We start from the raw sequence: 17,403 nt of genomic DNA on the forward strand, positions 1-17,403 counted from the left end.
TCCATGAAACTTAATACCTTAAGCCCGGCCCCGGGCTCCAAACCCGCTGAAAAGCGCGTTGGTCGTGGTATCGGTTCCGGTCTTGGTAAGACCGGCGGCCGTGGCCACAAAGGTCAGAAATCACGCAGTGGCGGTAGCGTCAAGCCTGGTTTCGAAGGCGGTCAGATGCCCATGCAGCGTCGTTTGCCGAAATTCGGTTTTACGTCTGCTAAATCATTGGTCTCTGAAGAAGTACGCCTGGCTGAACTTGCCAAGGTTTCCGGTGACGAAGTCACTATGGAAACGCTGAAGCAAGCCAACGTGCTGAAGGATGCAACGCTACACGCGAAAATCATCCTTTCAGGCGAACTGAACAAGGCAGTTACCGTTCGTGGAATCAAGGTCACCAAAGGTGCCCGTGAAGCGATCGAAGCTGCTGGCGGAAAGGTAGAGGACTAAATGGCCAAGTCAGGAAATATGCCGGCGATGGGCAGCGGTCTGAGTGAACTGTGGGCGCGTTTGCGCTTCGTGCTCCTCGCCATCGTGGTGTACCGTATCGGTGCCCACATTCCCGTTCCCGGTATCAATCCTGACCAGCTTGCTGCCTTGTTTAGGGAGCAACAGGGCACCATCCTGGGCATGTTTAACATGTTCTCGGGTGGCGCCCTGGAGCGCATGAGCGTCCTCGCTTTGGGCATAATGCCTTATATTTCTGCGTCGATTATCATGCAGCTGATGACTGCGGTCTCACCCCATCTTGAACAGCTCAAGAAGGAAGGTGAGTCCGGCCGCCGCAAGATTAGCCAGTACACCCGCTACGGCACGGTGATACTGGCTCTTGTCCAGGCTACCGGTATGTCGGTCGGTCTGGCTAGCCAAGGCATCGCTTACAGCGCTGACTTCAGCTTCTATTTCACCGCCGTGATTACGTTTGTGTCAGGCGCGGTGTTTATGATGTGGCTAGGTGAGCAGATTACCGAGAAGGGCATCGGCAACGGTATTTCGTTGCTGATCTTCGCTGGTATCGTCGCTGGGCTGCCCAGTGCCGTGGGGCAAGCGTTTGAACTTGCTCGTAACGAAGGGGCCTGGAATGTCCTTCCGCTGTTAGCGCTGTCAGTGCTAGGTATTGCCACCGTCGCGTTTGTGGTGTTCATTGAGCGCGGTCAACGCCGCTTGAAAGTGAACTACCCACGTCGCCAGGTTGGCAACAAGATGTATGCAGGCCAAAGCAGCTACCTGCCTTTGAAAGTGAATATGGCGGGTGTTATTCCTGCGATCTTCGCGTCCAGTATTCTACTCTTCCCGGCTTCTATTGGTCAGTGGGTAGGTGCAGGTGAAGGTATGGAGTGGTTACAGCGTGCATCACAAGCATTAGCCCCTGGGCAACCGCTTTACATCTTGCTTTTCGCGGCGGCAGTGGTATTCTTCTGCTTCTTTTACACAGCGCTGGTCTTCAATCCGAAGGATGTAGCTGACAATTTGAAAAAGTCAGGTGCGTTCCTGCCGGGCATTCGCCCCGGCGAGCAGACCGCTCGCTATATCGACAAAGTCATGACGCGTCTGACTTTGTTCGGTGCCCTGTATATCACTGCGGTTTCCTTGATGCCCCAGTTCCTGATCGTTGCGTGGAATGTGCCATTCTTTTTTGGCGGCACCTCGCTCCTGATCGTGGTGGTGGTCATCATGGACTTCATGGCTCAGGTGCAGTCACACCTCATGTCGCATCAGTATGACTCGGTGATGAAGAAGTCCAACCTGAAAGGCTACGGTAGCGGCGGCATCATGCGCTGAGGCGCCGCCTTACGATTGGCGCGCCGCGAGCCGTTTTTGGAGAAAGAACGATGAAAGTTCGAGCTTCCGTAAAGAAAATGTGCCGTAACTGTAAGATTATTCGTCGCAATGGCGCTGTTCGCGTCATCTGCATCGAACCACGGCACAAGCAGCGTCAGGGTTAATTCCTGCGTTGTTTTAAGTGGGTGTTCGGCATACCCCTTGCCTTAGGGCATTTAAAGGGGTATGCTGTTGCGCCTTTTGTAGATGAATAAACGAGCAAGCCGCTCAAATTTCGGAGTAAGCTGATGGCCCGTATTGCAGGCGTCAATATCCCGGACAACAAGCATGCGGCGATCTCGCTGACCTATATCTTCGGGATTGGCCGTACTCGCGCGCAGCATATCTGTGCTGCTGCCGGTATCGCGCTGACTACCAAGATCCAGGACCTATCTGGCGAAGAGCTGGATACCCTGCGTTCTGAAGTTGGTAAGTACACCGTAGAAGGCGACCTTCGTCGTGATGTTACGCTGAACATTAAGCGTCTCATGGACTTAGGCTGCTACCGTGGTCTGCGTCATCGTCGTAGTCTTCCGCTGCGTGGTCAGCGGACCAAGACTAACGCGCGCACCCGTAAGGGCCCGCGTAAGCCGATCCGCAAATAACACGCACGTTCTGGCGTAAAGACAGGAATAGACATCAACATGGCTAACCCGCGTAGTAACCGTAAAAAGGTTAAAAAGCAGGTAGTGGACGCCGTTGCGCATATCCATGCCTCTTTTAACAACACGATCGTGACGATCACAGACCGCCAGGGCAATGCTCTTTCTTGGGCAACTGCCGGTGGTTCGGGTTTTCGTGGTTCTCGCAAGAGCACCCCGTTCGCTGCTCAAGTAGCAAGCGAGCGTGCAGCGACTGCTGCAGCCGAGTATGGTGTGAAAAACGTAGACGTACTGGTTAAAGGCCCAGGTCCCGGTCGTGAATCCGCCGTGCGCGCACTCAATGCCGCAGGCTTCCGCGTGCAAAGCATCGTAGACGCGACGCCCATTCCCCATAATGGCTGCCGTCCGCCTAAGAAACGCCGCGTTTAAGGAGACAGATTCATGGCTCGTTATATTGGACCGAAGTGCAAACTGTCTCGTCGTGAAGGCACCGATCTCTTTTTGAAGAGTGGCGTGACTCCCTTCGAGAAAAAGTGTAAATCCGAGCAAATCCCGGGTGTACACGGCCAGCGTCGTCAGCGTCTTTCAGACTACGGCTTGCAGCTTCGTGAGAAGCAAAAAGTACGTCGCATGTATGGCGTACTCGAAAAACAGTTCCGTAACTACTACAAAGAAGCTGCTCGCCTGAAAGGTGCGACCGGTGAAGTATTGTTGCAGTTGCTTGAATCCCGACTGGATAACGTCGTCTACCGTATGGGTTTCGGCTCGACTCGCTCTGAAGCGCGTCAGCTCGTTAGCCACAAGGCGATTTCCGTGAACGGCCGCACCGTTAACGTTGCTTCCTACCAAGTGAAGCCGGGTGACGTTGTTGCTATTCGCGAAAAGGCGAAGAACCAGGCACGTATTCAAAACGCGTTGACCATTGCGGCCAACCGTGGCGATATCCTCTGGATTGAAATCGACGCCAAGAAGATGGAAGGCACTTTCAAGGCTCTGCCTGAACGCGGTGACCTGACTGCCGACATCAACGAAAACCTGATCGTCGAGCTGTACTCCAAGTAAGCGGCGTTAATTAATCTGCTTCTTGAAGCCTGGGCGGGATAGCAAAGCTAACCGCCCAGATGCTCTTGAGTACGGTTCTTAAGAACTCAGTATCCGTTTGGCAGCCTGAAAGGTGTTCATATGCAGCGTTCAGTGACAGAGTTTCTTCGTCCTCGCGACATCAAGGTCGAAGAAATCAGCGCACATCATGCCAAAATCGTTCTCGAACCGTTCGAGCGTGGTTTTGGTCACACCCTGGGGAATGCACTGCGTCGCATTCTGCTTTCGTCTATGCCCGGCGCTGCCGTGGTAGAGGCTGAAATTGCGGGTGTAGAGCACGAGTACAGTGCGCTCGAAGGGGTGCAGGAAGATGTCATCGAAATCCTCCTGAACTTGAAAGATGTTGCGATCAAGATGCACAGCCGCGATGAGGCGGTGCTCTCGCTGAACAAGCAGGGCCCAGCCGTCGTCACTGCTGGCGACATTGCGCTTGATCATAGCGTCGAAATCGTCAACCCGGACCACGTCATTGCACACGTCAATGAAGGTGCCGAGCTGAAAATTCAGCTTAAGGTAGCGCTGGGTCGTGGCTACGAACCGGCTGACGCCCGTGGCTCTGATGAAGAGACCCGTGCTATTGGCCGCCTGCAGCTGGATGCCACCTTCAGCCCTGTCCGCCGCGTTTCCTACTCGGTTGAAGCCGCTCGTGTTGAGCAGCGCACCGACCTCGATAAGCTGATTATCGATCTGGAAACCGACGGTACTTTGGATCCGGAAGAGGCTATCCGTCGCAGTGCGACCATTCTGCAAGAGCAGCTGGCCGCCTTCGTCGACCTTGAAGCTGATAAAGAGCAGGAAGTCGAAGAGGAAGAAGATCACGTTGATCCAATCCTATTGCGCCCCGTAGACGATCTTGAGTTGACCGTTCGCAGCGCGAACTGCCTAAAAGCCGAGAATATTTACTATATCGGTGATCTTATCCAGCGCACAGAAGTTGAGCTGTTGAAGACACCGAACCTCGGTAAAAAATCCTTGAATGAAATCAAGGACGTTTTGGCGGCGCGCGGCTTGTCCCTCGGCATGCGGTTGGAAAATTGGCCGCCCGCTAGCCTGAAGGACGACAAGGCCACCGCGTGAGTGTCGACTTGAGTCCCAGTTTGGTAAGGAATTACAACCATGCGTCATCGTAAGAGTGGTCGTCATCTGAATCGCACCAGCTCGCATCGTCAGGCCATGTTCAAGAACATGTCTGTCTCGCTGGTCGAACATGAAGTCATCAAGACAACCCTGCCCAAGGCCAAGGAACTGCGTCGCGTTATCGAGCCGCTGATCACCTTAGCCAAGCAGGATAGCGTTGCGAACCGTCGTTTGGCGTTCTCTCGCACACGTTCCAAAGAAGCCGTTGGCAAGCTGTTCAATGAGCTGGGTCCGCGTTACGCCGAGCGTCCGGGTGGCTACATCCGTATTCTCAAGTGCGGTTTCCGCACCGGCGACAACGCGCCTATGGCGTACGTTGAGCTAGTAGACCGTCCGGTTGCTGAAGAAGCCGCTGCTGAAGAGTAAATCTTTAGTTGCTGCCTCTTTAAAGCAGAATGAAAACCGACCCAGCTGGGTCGGTTTTTTTTATGCCTGGCGTATCGAGTAATGCCGCTATAAACGTTAAATTGTCCGACGAGCGTGCTAGTCTAGAGTGAATTGACGGGGCCATTGGCGCTGCAGTTGTTTACCCTTGGGAACTGATTCATGGCGCATTATTCAATGCGGGGGTGTACGCGTGCAGGCCGAGGAAGAAGTGTGCGTCTCGTTTCCAGCGTAAATGAATCATCAAGGGGCAGACATGGTGACGAGGGGAGTAAACGATAACAAGGCGTCGAGGGCATGGCTAGCGGTAACGATGTTACTGCTATTGATCATCACCACCTCGACCGTGCAGGCGAATCCACGTTACGCAGGTATTGTGGTCGACCTTGATAACGGTGAAGTTTTATACGCAGAAAATGTGGATGCACCGCGTTATCCTGCTTCGCTGACCAAAATGATGACGCTGTACATGACCTTTGAAGCGCTGGAAAGTGGCACTTTAACGCTCAATGAGCCCCTCGCTGTTTCTGCCCAGGCCGCGGCCATGCCCGCTACCAAATTATGGCTTTCTGCGGGCAGTACGATTCCTGTCGATACCGCTATCCGCGCCCTGGCTGTGCGTTCGGCGAATGATGTCGCCGTTGTGGTGGCTGAGGCGTTGGGCGGTAGCGAGCAGCGCTTTGCGCGGCTTATGACCGAAAAGGCGCGAGAGTTAGGTATGACGGCCACGACCTTCCGCAACGCCTCCGGGCTTCCTGATGACCAGCAAATCACCTCCGCGCGGGACATGCTCACGCTCTCGGTGCGTGTCATGCAGGATTTTCCACAGTATTACCATTACTTCGGTCTTCAGGAATTTACTTATCGCGACAAGCGCCACACCAGTCATAATCGGCTGGTGCGTGACTACCCTGGCGCTGATGGCTTAAAAACTGGCTTTATTCGTGCCTCTGGCTTTAACGTCGCGACGACTGCCGTGCATGATGGCCGGCGGCTGGTTGCCATTGTGATGGGAGGGTTTAGCTCTTCATCGCGTGATACTCATATGGCCGATTTACTCGACCGAAGCTTTATGCGCGCTGAGCTGCGTGATCAGCGTACATGGGTCGCCAATACCAGTTTTTCTCAGGAGTTTATGGGGTTTGGTGGTTCTACACCTCCCGTGGCACCTCCCAAGGCGCCAACACCTGCGCCAAGCCAAATGCTTGCCAGTATTGAAACGACCACGCTGTCACCTGCCCCCAATACCAGCGTAGACGAGCAACTGGCCACGATCACCGTTGAAGGCCCGGCCGAGGCGTCCCGCGCGTCTAACGCTGACCCTTTGCAGGACTTTATTCAAAGTGAGCGCTTGGTGGAAGCTCCCCCGACCGGCGCCTGGGGTATCCAGGTGGGTGCATTTAGCCAGCAAGGGCAGGCTCAACAGCTGGCCCAACAAGCGGCCCAACGCTTAACGCAAAACTTGGCCGGGCGCGTGGAGGTGGATACGCTTGAAGGCCAAACGCCGGTATACCGTGCTCGCCTGGTGGCTTTGGATGAGCATCGCGCCCGTGAAGCCTGCCGTGAACTACAACTGCAAGGTATGGAGTGCATGGTGGTCAACGCAAGCCTTTAAGCCTTGTTTTAAATGTCAAAAAACCCCACCAGCTTTTATGAGCTGGTGGGGTTTTTTTATGGTTGATGTCACGATCCACTACGGCTTTTCACCAGTGCACGTGTACGCGCGCAATCGCTTAGGCTAGGCAAAGGCGTACGCGTTCATTGCCAGCACGCCATGCTCAACGCTGCGGTGGAGCGGTGTGACATCACCGCCTGCGCCCATGGCTACCAGTAACGGCTGAAAATGCTCGGGCGTTGGATGGTTCCTGCTCGCTTCGGGGGCCGTTTGCCAGGCAAGCAACGCCTCACGGTCATTGTTCACAAGCTGAGTATCGACCCACTCTGCAAAAGCGCCGACCCAGTTGGGCATCGGGTTATCAAGCGGCATGGTTTCGTAAAGGTTATGGGTCAGGCTGCCCGACCCGATCATCAGAATACCTTCTTCACGCAGTGGCGCCAGGCGCTTACCCAGCTCAACCAGCTTGTCGTTAGACCAACGCACAGGCAGCGATAGCGTAACGACAGGAATATCCGCCTTGGGAAACATCAGCGAAAGAGGTGCCCAGGTGCCGTGGTCAAACCCTCGTTCCACTTCTGAGGCCCCCAGTAATTTGGCCAAGCGGTTGGCCAGTGCAGGCTCGCCAGGTGCCGGGTACTGCTGCTCGAACAGTTCGCGGGGAAAGCCGCCGAAGTCATGAAGGGTTTCTGGCCAAGGGCTGTTACTGACTTTCAGCGTCTGACTTTCCCAGTGCGCTGAAACCACAATGATCGCCTTGGGCGTCAGTTGCTTGCCCAGCGAACGTAAAAAGTGGTGGGCAGGCGTAGGGGTGAGGATCAGCATGGGAGAGCCGTGGGATATAAAAAGACTGGGTAGCATAACAACGTCTCCTGGCAGAAGTCCCTGGCAGTGACCAGGGCGCGAGCAAAGGCATGGCGGAGAAAAGGTGATAGATAAACTCGTTTTGGTGCGCCTAACGCGATTAGCTAATGCGGCGGTTCAGTGTAAAGCTGCCGCCGCCTAAACCTGCCTGCACGAGCAGGGCAACGGTCCAGAATGCCGGGAACTCCCAACCACCGCCAGCGTTGGTAAACGCCCAGCCGTTGCCAAGATGCACGGACGTAGCACCCAGTAGCAGAGGGATCATTGCAAGGCTAATCCAGCGCGTATAAATACCCAGAATCAAGGCCAGGCCGCCGCCAACTTCGCCCAGAATCGTTAAGTAGGCTATAACGCTTGGCAGGCCCATTGACTCAAAGTAGGCGACCGTGCCCGGCAGGGTAAACACAAACACCTTGGTCAGGCCATGGGCGAGTGCCATCACGCCAAGTGATAGTCGCAGCAGTGCGATGGCGTGGGGTTGAAGGTTTGTGCTCATGGTGGAAGAAGATGCATTCATGGGGTATCTCCATTGGGCAGTGATGAAAGTTCAATGGGGACACTTTACGTTCATTGACGGCAGAGATAATCCACGCGTACCAAACATCACTGTTGCGAAATAGGCGACAATCCCATCTCCTGCTCCCAGTAAGGCGGGCTACCCCAAGCGTCCGTTAACAGCTCAATAAACCGCTCTACCTTGGCAGGTAAAAAGCGTCGCGCAGGGTAAATGGCATGAATATCCAGCATCTTGGGGGGGATGTGCGGCAGTACCTGAACCAGGCGCCCAGCGATAATGCTCTCCGTTACCAAAAAGCTGGGTTGATGAGCGATACCGATACCTGCCTCGGCGGCATGGGTTAAAACATCGCCATTGTTGCTTTCAAGCGGGCCTTGGGGTGTCAGCGTCATATTTTCAAAACGCCAGTTGCTATTGGCTAAATCGCTGCGGTAACGCAGGCAGCGGTGGTGCGCAAGCGCCTCAGCATTTGCCGGCACGCCATGGGTTTCAAGGTACGCCGGGGATGCGCAAAACAGCATTTGACAGCGCGTCAGACGCCTGGCGATCAGGCTTGAGTCGGGCAGGTTGCCAATACGAATGGCCACATCGTAGCCCTCTTCGAGAAGATCCACGCGGCGGTCACCTAAGTCCAGGCGTACATCCAGGCCAGGATACGCCACCATAAAGCGTGCCACCAGCGGGGAGAGGTGGCGCATGCCAAAACTCATGGGGCCGTTGATACGTAAACGGCCGCGTATTTCAGAAACACCGCTGCCTACGTCGGCGGCAGCCTCATCAAGCGCCTGTAAAATCGCTTGGGCATGCGCAAGGTAGCGCTCGCCCTCGGCGGTTAAATGCAGGCGCCGCGTGGTGCGCTGAATAAGCCGCACCCCGAGCGTCTCTTCAAGGGCCATGACAATACGTGATACCCGCGTGCGGGAAAGATCCAATGCTTCAGCGGCCCGCGTGTAGCTGCCAAGCTCGGCAACTTTGACAAAAGCGGCAATATGGTCGAGCTGGTTCATGGCCGAGCCAACGCCCGTGCGGCCTGGTAAGGATCAGGCTGGCCACAAATGGCGGAGATAACCGCCAGGCCATTGGCACCGGCTGTAACGACCTGCTGGACGTGTTCAGCCTTGAGCCCGCCAATGGCCACGCTTGGCAAGGTGCAGGCCGCGGCTAACTGAGCCAGGCCTTCAAACCCCAACGGTTTAGCATGGTCCTGCTTGCTTTGGGTGGTAAACACCGGGCCCAGGCCCACGTAGTCGAGCAGGGCCACGGGGGCTGCATGAAGCTGCTCAAGCGTATTAATCGAAAGCCCGATAATTGCCTCTGGCCCCATGGCCGCCCGTGCCTCTTGAACCGCTGTATCGCTTTGGCCGACATGCAGCCCATCGGCGCCGCTTTGCAAGGCAACGTTCAAGCGGTCATTAATCACCAGTGGTACCCCGCTACCCGCCAGGGCGGCTTTCAAGCGCTTGGCCTGTTCAATCATGTCGGTATCGCTTGCGTGTTTATCGCGCAGTTGAACAAAACTGACGCCCCCTTTGACGGCCTCAATAACGGTGCGCTCTAGCCCTGCGGCTTGACAGAGTTGAGCGTCAGTGACCAGATAAAGCGAAAGATCAAAACGCATTAGCCTTCCTCCAGCCCGGTAAACTGACGGACGTCTGTAGGTGTTAGCTGATACAAGGCGTCCAACAGGGCTACCTGAAAACTACCCGGGCCTGCCGCCTGTTGTCCAGCGCGGCTACCCGCGATAGCAAAGCTTGTAAGTGCGGCTAACGTGGCGTTCAAGGGAGCTCCGGGGCTGGCCGCTACAAAGGCGGCAACGGTGGCACTTAACGCGCAGCCAAGCGTAGTGACACGCGGCATAAGCGCGTGCCCGCCGTTCAAGCGCCAGTGCTGAGTGCCATCGGTAATAAAGTCCTGCACGCCGGTCATCGCGACAATACAGCGCTGCTGCTTGGCGAGGTTAATGGCGGCCTCACGCGCTTCATCCGTAGAGGCCGTGGCATCCACTCCTCGGCCCGCGTGGGTCAAGCCGGAAAGCGTCATGATTTCTGAGGTATTGCCACGGATCACGCTGGGCTTAAAAGCCAATAGCGTTTGTGAAAGCGTTTGACGGTAGTAAGTGGCGCCCACCGCAACCGGGTCCAATACCCAGGGGGTATTGCGCTCGTTGGCCGTTCTGGCGGCAAGTTGCATACCTTCTGCCCAGTGTGGTGAAGGTGTACCGATATTGATCGAAAGTGCCCCGGCCAAGCGAGTAAACTCAGCGACTTCCTCAGTTGAATGCAGCATGGCAGGGGAAGCGCCGACAGCCAGCAGGCAGTTAGCTGTGCTGTTCATCGCTACAAAATTGGTAATACAGTGCACTAACGGCGTGGTGCGTTGTACAGCGGAAAGCGCGTCGCTCAGCGGGAGTGATGTCATGGCCACCTCACAGCGTAGATCGGGTGTGATGACACCGCGACTTCCTACGCCGGTATTATCCGGTTCAGGTTCTAAGGGTGCATCTCAGCTTGAGCGTCTCAAGCGCCCCTGTCGTCAGGCTACTATCCTTGCCTTGGGCGGTGCTGTAAAGCGCAGGCGATGTGTAAGGGGAGGCCGGTAGGGTAAGCGGGGCTGGAATAATGGCTGCTCTGCCCTCATGGTATGTCATCACAACGGCATCATGCGGTGTGAAACGGTTAGCGATAGGCCTGTACACGGTATGGTTTTTGTCAAAGATAGCCCCTCAATCAATTCATTTAACAGCATAATTCCCACAAGGAGCCCAAGATGACTTTGCAAGGTGAACAGCATAAAGGCGTTCGTCCGGCCCCTGCGCAAACCCAAGGGTTTCGCTTAAACCATACGATGCTGCGGGCGAAAGACCCCGAGCGCTCATTGGCCTTTTACTCCCAGGTATTTGGCATGCAGGTACTGCGTCGGCTGGATTTCGAAGAGATGCAGTTTTCGCTCTACTTTCTGGCGAACCTGGAAGCCAACGACCAGGTGCCGGAAGATACCCAGGCGCGTACGGCCTGGACCTTCAGCCAAAAGGGGTTGTTAGAACTTACCCATAACTGGGGCACAGAAGACCAGGACGATTTTGCCTACCACGATGGCAATGCCGAACCGCAGGGCTTTGGACATATCTGCTTTAGCGTGCCGGACTTGGAAGCGGCCCAGGCGTGGTTTGATGAGCACGATGTGACGTTCATAAAGCGGGCGGATCAAGGCAAAATGCAGGGCGTCATTTTTGTGAAAGACCCGGACGGCTATTGGATCGAAGTTATCCAGGCCGACCTAATGGCGGCGATGGGCGACTGATATGGCACACTTGCTGTTTCGGCTGCGCTACGTTACCGATGAAGAAGCCATGGAAGTCCGCTCACTACTGGCAGAACATGGTTTTGATACCTATGAAACGCAGGCCGGTTTTTTCCGCTTAGGGGTGGACGCGATCTGGCTGCGTGATGAAACCCAGCGTGAGGCGGCCGAAGCAGCACTGGCGGTGTATCAAGCCGAGCGCTTCACCAAGGCTCGGCAAGCGCACGCCGATGCCGTGAGCCAAGGCGATGCACCTACCTTATGGCGCCGCTTGGCGGCGCATCCCTTTCAGGTCACCCTGGTAATGGTGGCGGTCGTTATGGTGGCACTGCTTACGCTGCTGCCATTTCTTGGCCTGACTCGTTAATCAAGCCGCAGGTGCCCGCGTTTTAAGTAGAGCTTGACCCCTGCGCTGCCCGCGCTAAGTTGGGGAGCGGCGCCGGGAGGGTAGCGACACCAGCTGCCCGTCGGGTATTCGGTATCGCCGTCGCACAAGGTGCCTTCCAGAACAAACGCCTCCAGGCCACCACCCAGCGTCGGGTAGGCAATCGTCACGCCCGCCTCCCACCGCTCCAGGCTGGCGCGCTCCTGGTGAAAGGTATGCAGCATTTTATAGGTAATGCCTGGGCGGCGGTCCGGCTGCCAAGGTAAACGGTGGGCAGGTACGGCCAGTTGAAGAATGTCATTGGCTGCAAACTGGTGAAGCTTCACCAGGATGAGCGCGCCCTCATCGCCTATGTGCGGGGTGTGGCCCGTACCGATAGGATTGCGCAGATAGGTGCCCGCGGGGTAGCGGCCGTGCTCATCACCGAACACGCCCTCTAGTACAAGAATCTCTTCCCCGCCGTCGTGGGTATGTGCGGTGAACTGGCTGTTGGGCGCGTAGCGTACCAGGCTGGTCGCTCTGGCGACTTCCTCGCCGATGCGATCAAGCATCATGCGTGTGACGCCTGCACTGGGCGAATCGACCCATTGATATTGGTCCGGCGTTACGCAGGCAAAGTGGCTAAAGTCGGCGTTAAGGCGCATGGTGTTGGCTCTTTGCAGTGGGGGGATCGCGGTAGTGCAAGTCTCCTTATCCACCACCCAAAATGCAATGCATAAAAGAGCGCTTTAATGACGAGCCTTTAGGAAGGCTCGTGGCATAAAGGCGGTTTTTTTCAGGGCGTCGCCGCAAGTGTCGTCAGAATATGGTGGGCGGCCTCAATACGTGCCTGGTTGGGATAATTGCGGTTGGCGAGCATCACGATGCCTATTTGCTGGCTGGGTACAAAGGCGACATAAGCGCCAAAGCCATTGGTTGAGCCCGTCTTGTTAAACCACACATCGTCATCTGCCGGTAGCGGTGTCTGAAGCTGCTCGGCCTTGTTAGCCTCCAGCACCATCTCCATTGAATTGCCTGCTTGTAGCTGGTCAAGCGACACAGGGTAGGCATAGCGCTCCCAACCGAGGCCTTGGGTCATATCGCCCATGTTGACGTAGCCCATCCGGGTTGCTTGCAGTGCTTCGCGCAGCGGTTCATCCACCGCTGAGCTGTCCATGTTGGCGTTAATGAACGCCAGCATATCGGCGCTATTCGACTTTACCCCGTAGGCCTCTGCATCCAGTACGCCGGGGTTTACCCGAATCGGCTCATCCTCTTTTGAGTACCCGAAGGCGTAGTTCGCTTGGGCGTCTTCAGGTACCTGCAGGTAGCTGTGCTCAAGGCCGAGTGCTGAAAACACGTGCGCTTCCATCAACTGGGCGTAAGGTTTTCCAAGCCGCTGGGCGGTCAGGTAACCGAGTAATCCAATGCTCGGATTTGAATAGAGTCGATGGGTGCCGGGCGCATACGTCGGTGCCCACTGGCGGTAGTAGGCGACCATGTCGTCTTCGTTGTTGACGCTATCTGGAAACTGCAACGGCAGCCCGCCCGCCGTGTAGGTGCCCAGTTCCAACAGGCTGATGTTATCAAAGGCGCTCCCTTCAAGGGCTGGCAGGTACTGGCTGGCGGGGTCAGAAAGTGACAGAGCACCGCTGGCCTGAGCGTAAGCCGCCAGCGTCGCCGTAAACGTCTTGCTGACGGAGCCCAGCTCAAACAGCGTATCGGTAGTTACCGGCACGCCAGCCTCTTGATCGGCGACCCCATAATTAAAGTAATAGGGCGTGCCCTTAACGCTTACCGCTACGGCCATGCCCGGGATACTGTGCGCGTCCATCAAGACTACGATAGTGTCGTTGACCACCGACGCCACCAGCAGACTGCGTGGATCATCATTCGCATAGCCAAAAGCGCTGATAAGAAACGAACCTGCCACAATAAGCGCATTCTTTGCTGTTAACATCTTGTTCATCAGAAAACCCGTTACGTGTTGTTGATTAACATCGGGCGTTGGCCCCGCTGATTCATTGCTTACGTTACGGCGAACCGTACAAGGTGACAAACAGCGATATTTTGCATAAGCCATTAGAAAAATTTGGGGGTCTGTGTCGTGCGTCCCTACTTACCACTAAAAGCCCTGCGCGCCTTTGAAGCGTCGGCCAGGCACTTGAGTTTTACCCGAGCGGCTGCCGAGCTATGCGTGACGCAAGCGGCCGTTAGTCATCACGTAAAATTGCTGGAAGGTCAGTTGAAGGTAGCACTGTTCACCCGCCTGCCGCGCGGACTGATGTTAACGCAAGAGGGCGAAATGCTACTGCCGGTCCTCAAGGCGTCGTTTGATCAGATTACGCACACGCTGGATCAATTAGGCGAGCAGAACTACCGGGAGGTATTGAATGTGGGCGCGGTGGGCACGTTCGCCGTCGGCTGGTTGCTGCCCAGGCTTGCTGACTTTCAGGAGCGCTATCCGTTTATTGATCTGCGCCTTTCGACCCATAACAACCGTACGGATATGGCCGCGGAAGGGTTCGACTTTGCTATTCGTTTTGGAACAGGCGCCTGGCACGGTATTGCGGCCCAGCCTTTGTTGCCAGCCTCGCTGTCGGTCATGTGCACGCCTGACATCGCCACCCGGCTAAAGACGCCGGCCGATGTCGTGGGTGAAACATGGCTACGCTCTTATCGCACCGATGAGTGGACGCAGTGGCTACTGGCGGCGGGGTTATCAGGCAGTGTTTCTGTGCCAAGAAGTATCGTGTTTGACTCTTCTATTGCCATGATAGAAGCCGCACAGCAGGGTGTAGGCATTGCCCTGGCGCCGCCTTCAATGTTCTCACGCCCGCTCACCAGCGGTGCTTTGGTACAACCGTTCAGCACCGCGGTGAGTTTAGGCGGGTACTGGCTGACGCGCTTACAATCGCGGCCAGAAACCCAGGCCATGGCCTGTTTTAGAGAGTGGCTGACCATGGCAACCAATGCCTAGTGGCTATGGCTATGCTCGCTGTGATCATGACCGTGGTCATGATCGTCATGTGCATGGTCGTGGCCGTCATGCGCATGGTCATCATGGCCCGGCTGGGCCAGTGCTTCGTGCAGCACTACCGCATTGTGGCGCATCATGCCAAGGTAGGTGCTCGCTTCGCCCTCGGAAGAGAGCGCATCGGCATACAGCGTTCCGGCAATCGGCAGGCTCGTCTCTTCAGAAAGCTGCTGAATGACGGCAGGATTGGTCATGTTTTCATGGAACAGGGCTTGTACGTTTTGATCGTTGATCACATCCACCAGCTCGGCCATGCTGGCGCCGCTGGGTTCTACTTCGGTCGATAAGCCGGTAGGAGCCAAAAAGTTAACGCCGTAAGCATTCGAGAAGTAGCCAAAGGAGTCGTGGCCAGTAATCACGCTGGTTGAGGCCGGGATCTCGCTGATGAGCTCACGAATTTCAGCATCGACTTCTGCCATGCTGGCCAGGTAATTATCGGCGTTAGCCTGGTACTCATCGGCGTTAGTTTCATCGGCCTCAATCAACCCGTCACGAATATTGGCAACGTAAATCCGCGCTTGGGCCATATCCTGCCAGGCATGAGGATCAAATTCACCATGCGCATGGTCGTGTCCGTGATCATGGTCGTGGTCGTGATTATGGTCATGATCGTGGTCATGCCCATGACCATGGTAGTCGAGCTTGTTAATGCCATCAGTGGCCGTTATCAATGCGCCGTTGTAGCCGCTGGATTCAATGAGCCGCTCCATCCAGCCTTCGAACAGTAGGCCATTGAACACCACAAGATCCGCTTCTGTCAGTGCGCGTGCATCGCCTGGGCGAGGGGAGTAGACGTGCGAATCACCGTCAGGCCCCACCAGTGATGTTACTTCAACGTGCTCACCGCCCACGTTCTCGACCATATCGGCCAGGATGGAGAAGCTTGTCACCACCTGAACGCGGTCTGCTGCGATGGCCGCGGGCAGTGCCAACATGGCGGATACGCCAACCAATAAGCGCGAAGATAACCGTAAAGACATACCGACTCCTGTTGAATGATGTTACGTAGATGCCTCAGCACTGAGCGGGGCTGTTTTACGCCTTAGCCGGGCAGCCAGACTGTGGTAGCGCCCAAACATCGCCGAGAAAAGATAGCCCACGCCGGCCAGCAGAATAATGCTCGGCCCCGAAGGAATATCCAGATGAAAAGAGAGCAGCAAGCCACCGGTACTGGCGACCATGGCAATCACGACGGCAATCGCCATTAGCCCCTCAAGGCGCCTGCTCCAAAAACGCGCGGCGGTGGCGGGCAGCATCATTAAACCTACCGCCATCATCGTGCCCAGCGTTTGAAAGCCCGCCGTCATGTTGAGCACCAGCAAGGCTAAAAACACGCTATGCACCCAGCCGTTGCGGCGGTTTTGGCCGCGTAAAAAAAGCGGGTCCAAACACTCCACCACCAGCGCGCGGAAGATGATCGCCAGGGTCACCAGAATCAGCGTGCTGATGCCTGCAATCAGTAGTAATGCGGTGGCGTTAACGGCCAAAATCGACCCAAACAGAACGTGGGTTAAGTCAACGCTGCTGCCCCCCATCGAGATCAGCATGACCCCCGCCGCTAGAGAGATAATAAAAAAGCTCGCCATGGCCGCATCTTCACGCTGGCCGCCTATCTTCGATACTGCCCCGGCAAGTAGCGCCACCATTAACCCGCACAATACGCCGCCAATACTCATAATGGGCAGCGAGAACCCGGCCAGTAGAAAGCCGATAGCCACGCCCGGCATAATGGCGTGCGCCAAGGCATCGCCGATCAGACTCATGCCGCGTAGCACCAGAAAAACGCCCAAGGGCGGGGCCGCAATGGACAGCGCTAACCCGCCGACCACCGCGCGGCGCATAAAGCCGTAATCAAACGGCGCAATCAGCCACGTATTAAGCAGTTCCAGCATGGTGCTCCCCCAGTGTAAAAGGTACTGCCTGGGCGGGCAGTGGCTGATGATGTAGTTCACTGGGTGCCACCCAGCGGGCATGGCCGCCGTTTAACATCAATATTTCATCGGCCAAGCGGCGTAAATGGTCCATATCGTGCAGAACAATAATAATCGTCGTACCGTCATCGGCCATCTGGCGCAGGATACGGATTAAAATATCGACCGTGTCGCTGTCCACGTTGGCAAAAGGCTCATCCAGCAGTAGCAGCTCGGCTTCCTGCATTAACGTACGCCCAATCAAGGCCCGCTGGCGCTGGCCACCGGAAAGCTCGCCTAACGGGCGGTGAGCCAAGTGCGAAATACCCAAGCGCGCCATGATGTCGCGACCTTTACGGTAGTGCGCCGCACAGTAGCCTTTTAGTGCCCCATGGCTTGGCCAACTGCCGGTCATGACCAACTCCTCCACGCTCATGGGAAAGGTTAAGTCCAGCGCCAACTGCTGGGGCAGCCAGGCACGGCGTTCAGAAGGAACGCTGCATATTACGTTGCCGCCTGCCGGGCGAAGTTCGCCCATAATGGCCTGGATCAGAGTGCTTTTACCGGCCCCATTGGCACCCACTAACGCCGTAATAGCCCCCGGCCTGATATCGCCATCCACATGCTCAAGCACGGTGCGATGCCCTTGGACCAAGTGCAAATTCTTAAGCTGTAAGCGTGATGTTGTGCGCTGACTCATTTAGGCCACCCACCAGCCCACACCACCAGCGCCCACAGCGCCACAAGCGGTATCGTCACCAGT

Annotated in this window: 22 protein-coding genes and 1 riboswitch; of the genes, 12 read left to right on the top strand and 10 right to left on the bottom strand. The window is 56.1% G+C overall.

Annotated features, from left to right (window positions below):
- Positions 1 to 3: 3 nt before the first annotated feature.
- From rplO to ACT3TC_RS05305, 9 genes are all read left to right on the top strand, one after another.
- Complete coding sequence (gene rplO, locus ACT3TC_RS05265; RefSeq protein ID WP_444627775.1) at positions 4 to 438, top strand: 50S ribosomal protein L15; 435 nt, start codon at positions 4 to 6, stop codon at positions 436 to 438.
- Positions 439 to 1,770, top strand: a complete 1,332-nt coding sequence (gene secY, locus ACT3TC_RS05270) for a preprotein translocase subunit SecY (protein WP_087108929.1) — start codon at positions 439 to 441, stop codon at positions 1,768 to 1,770.
- A 50-nt stretch (positions 1,771 to 1,820) separates the two neighbouring features.
- A complete protein-coding gene (rpmJ, locus tag ACT3TC_RS05275) occupies positions 1,821 to 1,934 on the top strand; it encodes a 50S ribosomal protein L36 (protein ID WP_009099023.1) in 114 nt (37 codons plus the stop codon).
- Positions 1,935 to 2,057: 123 nt separating this feature from the next.
- The gene (gene rpsM, locus ACT3TC_RS05280) at positions 2,058 to 2,414 is read left to right on the top strand and encodes a 30S ribosomal protein S13 (protein ID WP_192536496.1); all 357 of its coding nucleotides are present in this window, start codon (positions 2,058 to 2,060) and stop codon (positions 2,412 to 2,414) included.
- Positions 2,415 to 2,453: 39 nt separating this feature from the next.
- Positions 2,454 to 2,840: a 30S ribosomal protein S11 gene (rpsK, locus tag ACT3TC_RS05285; RefSeq protein WP_009099028.1), complete on the top strand. Its 387-nt coding sequence runs from the start codon at positions 2,454 to 2,456 to the stop codon at positions 2,838 to 2,840.
- A gap of 12 nt (positions 2,841 to 2,852) precedes the next feature.
- Positions 2,853 to 3,473, top strand: a complete 621-nt coding sequence (rpsD, locus tag ACT3TC_RS05290) for a 30S ribosomal protein S4 (RefSeq protein WP_087108925.1) — start codon at positions 2,853 to 2,855, stop codon at positions 3,471 to 3,473.
- 120 nt (positions 3,474 to 3,593) lie between these two features.
- Positions 3,594 to 4,589, top strand: coding sequence for a DNA-directed RNA polymerase subunit alpha (locus tag ACT3TC_RS05295; protein WP_172117703.1), 996 nt, complete (start codon positions 3,594 to 3,596; stop codon positions 4,587 to 4,589).
- Positions 4,590 to 4,628: 39 nt separating this feature from the next.
- The gene (gene rplQ / locus ACT3TC_RS05300; protein WP_018917717.1) at positions 4,629 to 5,015 is read left to right on the top strand and encodes a 50S ribosomal protein L17; all 387 of its coding nucleotides are present in this window, start codon (positions 4,629 to 4,631) and stop codon (positions 5,013 to 5,015) included.
- Between the two features lie 274 nt (positions 5,016 to 5,289).
- Complete coding sequence (locus tag ACT3TC_RS05305; RefSeq protein ID WP_444631134.1) at positions 5,290 to 6,648, top strand: D-alanyl-D-alanine carboxypeptidase family protein; 1,359 nt, start codon at positions 5,290 to 5,292, stop codon at positions 6,646 to 6,648.
- A gap of 123 nt (positions 6,649 to 6,771) precedes the next feature.
- Here the strand turns inward: ACT3TC_RS05305 and ACT3TC_RS05310 are convergent, their stop codons facing one another.
- The 5 genes from ACT3TC_RS05310 to thiM form a co-directional block, all read right to left on the bottom strand.
- Entirely contained in the window at positions 6,772 to 7,509 is a 738-nt protein-coding gene (locus tag ACT3TC_RS05310) for a DODA-type extradiol aromatic ring-opening family dioxygenase (RefSeq protein ID WP_444631133.1), read from the bottom strand.
- 103 nt (positions 7,510 to 7,612) lie between these two features.
- A complete protein-coding gene (locus tag ACT3TC_RS05315; RefSeq protein WP_444639384.1) occupies positions 7,613 to 8,029 on the bottom strand; it encodes a DoxX family protein in 417 nt (138 codons plus the stop codon).
- An 86-nt stretch (positions 8,030 to 8,115) separates the two neighbouring features.
- Positions 8,116 to 9,036 (bottom strand): LysR family transcriptional regulator, encoded by a 921-nt coding sequence (locus ACT3TC_RS05320; protein ID WP_444631131.1) that lies wholly within the window; start codon positions 9,034 to 9,036, stop codon positions 8,116 to 8,118.
- Entirely contained in the window at positions 9,033 to 9,647 is a 615-nt protein-coding gene (gene thiE / locus ACT3TC_RS05325) for a thiamine phosphate synthase (RefSeq protein ID WP_444631130.1), read from the bottom strand. Before thiE ends, ACT3TC_RS05320 begins: the two co-directional genes overlap by 4 nt.
- On the bottom strand, positions 9,647 to 10,447 hold the full coding sequence (gene thiM, locus ACT3TC_RS05330) for a hydroxyethylthiazole kinase (protein WP_444639385.1): 801 nt from the start codon (positions 10,445 to 10,447) through the stop codon (positions 9,647 to 9,649). Before thiM ends, thiE begins: the two co-directional genes overlap by 1 nt.
- Positions 10,448 to 10,471: 24 nt before the next feature.
- Positions 10,472 to 10,567: riboswitch (TPP riboswitch) on the bottom strand.
- 228 nt (positions 10,568 to 10,795) lie between these two features.
- Between thiM and gloA the strand changes: the two genes are divergently transcribed.
- Entirely contained in the window at positions 10,796 to 11,329 is a 534-nt protein-coding gene (gene gloA, locus ACT3TC_RS05335) for a lactoylglutathione lyase (RefSeq protein WP_172117697.1), read from the top strand.
- Between the two features lies 1 nt (position 11,330).
- Positions 11,331 to 11,696, top strand: a complete 366-nt coding sequence (locus ACT3TC_RS05340; RefSeq protein ID WP_444639386.1) for a DUF6164 family protein — start codon at positions 11,331 to 11,333, stop codon at positions 11,694 to 11,696.
- On the opposite strand, the gene ACT3TC_RS05345 is transcribed toward ACT3TC_RS05340, so the two are convergent.
- Positions 11,693 to 12,358: a cupin domain-containing protein gene (locus ACT3TC_RS05345; RefSeq protein ID WP_444639387.1), complete on the bottom strand. Its 666-nt coding sequence runs from the start codon at positions 12,356 to 12,358 to the stop codon at positions 11,693 to 11,695. The genes ACT3TC_RS05340 and ACT3TC_RS05345 overlap by 4 nt on opposite strands.
- A 131-nt stretch (positions 12,359 to 12,489) precedes the next feature.
- A complete protein-coding gene (gene ampC, locus ACT3TC_RS05350) occupies positions 12,490 to 13,653 on the bottom strand; it encodes a class C beta-lactamase (protein ID WP_444639445.1) in 1,164 nt (387 codons plus the stop codon).
- Between the two features lie 147 nt (positions 13,654 to 13,800).
- Between ampC and ACT3TC_RS05355 the strand changes: the two genes are divergently transcribed.
- Positions 13,801 to 14,673, top strand: coding sequence for a LysR family transcriptional regulator (locus ACT3TC_RS05355; RefSeq protein WP_444639388.1), 873 nt, complete (start codon positions 13,801 to 13,803; stop codon positions 14,671 to 14,673).
- On the opposite strand, the gene ACT3TC_RS05360 is transcribed toward ACT3TC_RS05355, so the two are convergent.
- The 3 genes from ACT3TC_RS05360 to ACT3TC_RS05370 are packed head-to-tail and all read right to left on the bottom strand — an operon-like array spanning position 14,670 to position 17,340.
- Positions 14,670 to 15,710 carry a metal ABC transporter substrate-binding protein gene (locus tag ACT3TC_RS05360; protein ID WP_444639389.1) on the bottom strand — a complete coding sequence of 347 codons (1,041 nt, stop codon included), beginning with the start codon at positions 15,708 to 15,710 and terminating at the stop codon, positions 14,670 to 14,672. The two genes, ACT3TC_RS05355 and ACT3TC_RS05360, sit on opposite strands and share 4 nt — an antisense overlap.
- Positions 15,711 to 15,731: 21 nt before the next feature.
- On the bottom strand, positions 15,732 to 16,622 hold the full coding sequence (locus tag ACT3TC_RS05365; RefSeq protein WP_172117693.1) for a metal ABC transporter permease: 891 nt from the start codon (positions 16,620 to 16,622) through the stop codon (positions 15,732 to 15,734).
- Positions 16,606 to 17,340 (bottom strand): metal ABC transporter ATP-binding protein, encoded by a 735-nt coding sequence (locus ACT3TC_RS05370; protein WP_444639390.1) that lies wholly within the window; start codon positions 17,338 to 17,340, stop codon positions 16,606 to 16,608. Before ACT3TC_RS05370 ends, ACT3TC_RS05365 begins: the two co-directional genes overlap by 17 nt.
- Positions 17,341 to 17,403 lie beyond the last annotated feature (63 nt).

Source organism: Halomonas sp. AOP27-A1-41, from assembly GCF_052378605.1.
Taxonomy (GTDB): domain Bacteria; phylum Pseudomonadota; class Gammaproteobacteria; order Pseudomonadales; family Halomonadaceae; genus Vreelandella; species Vreelandella citrativorans.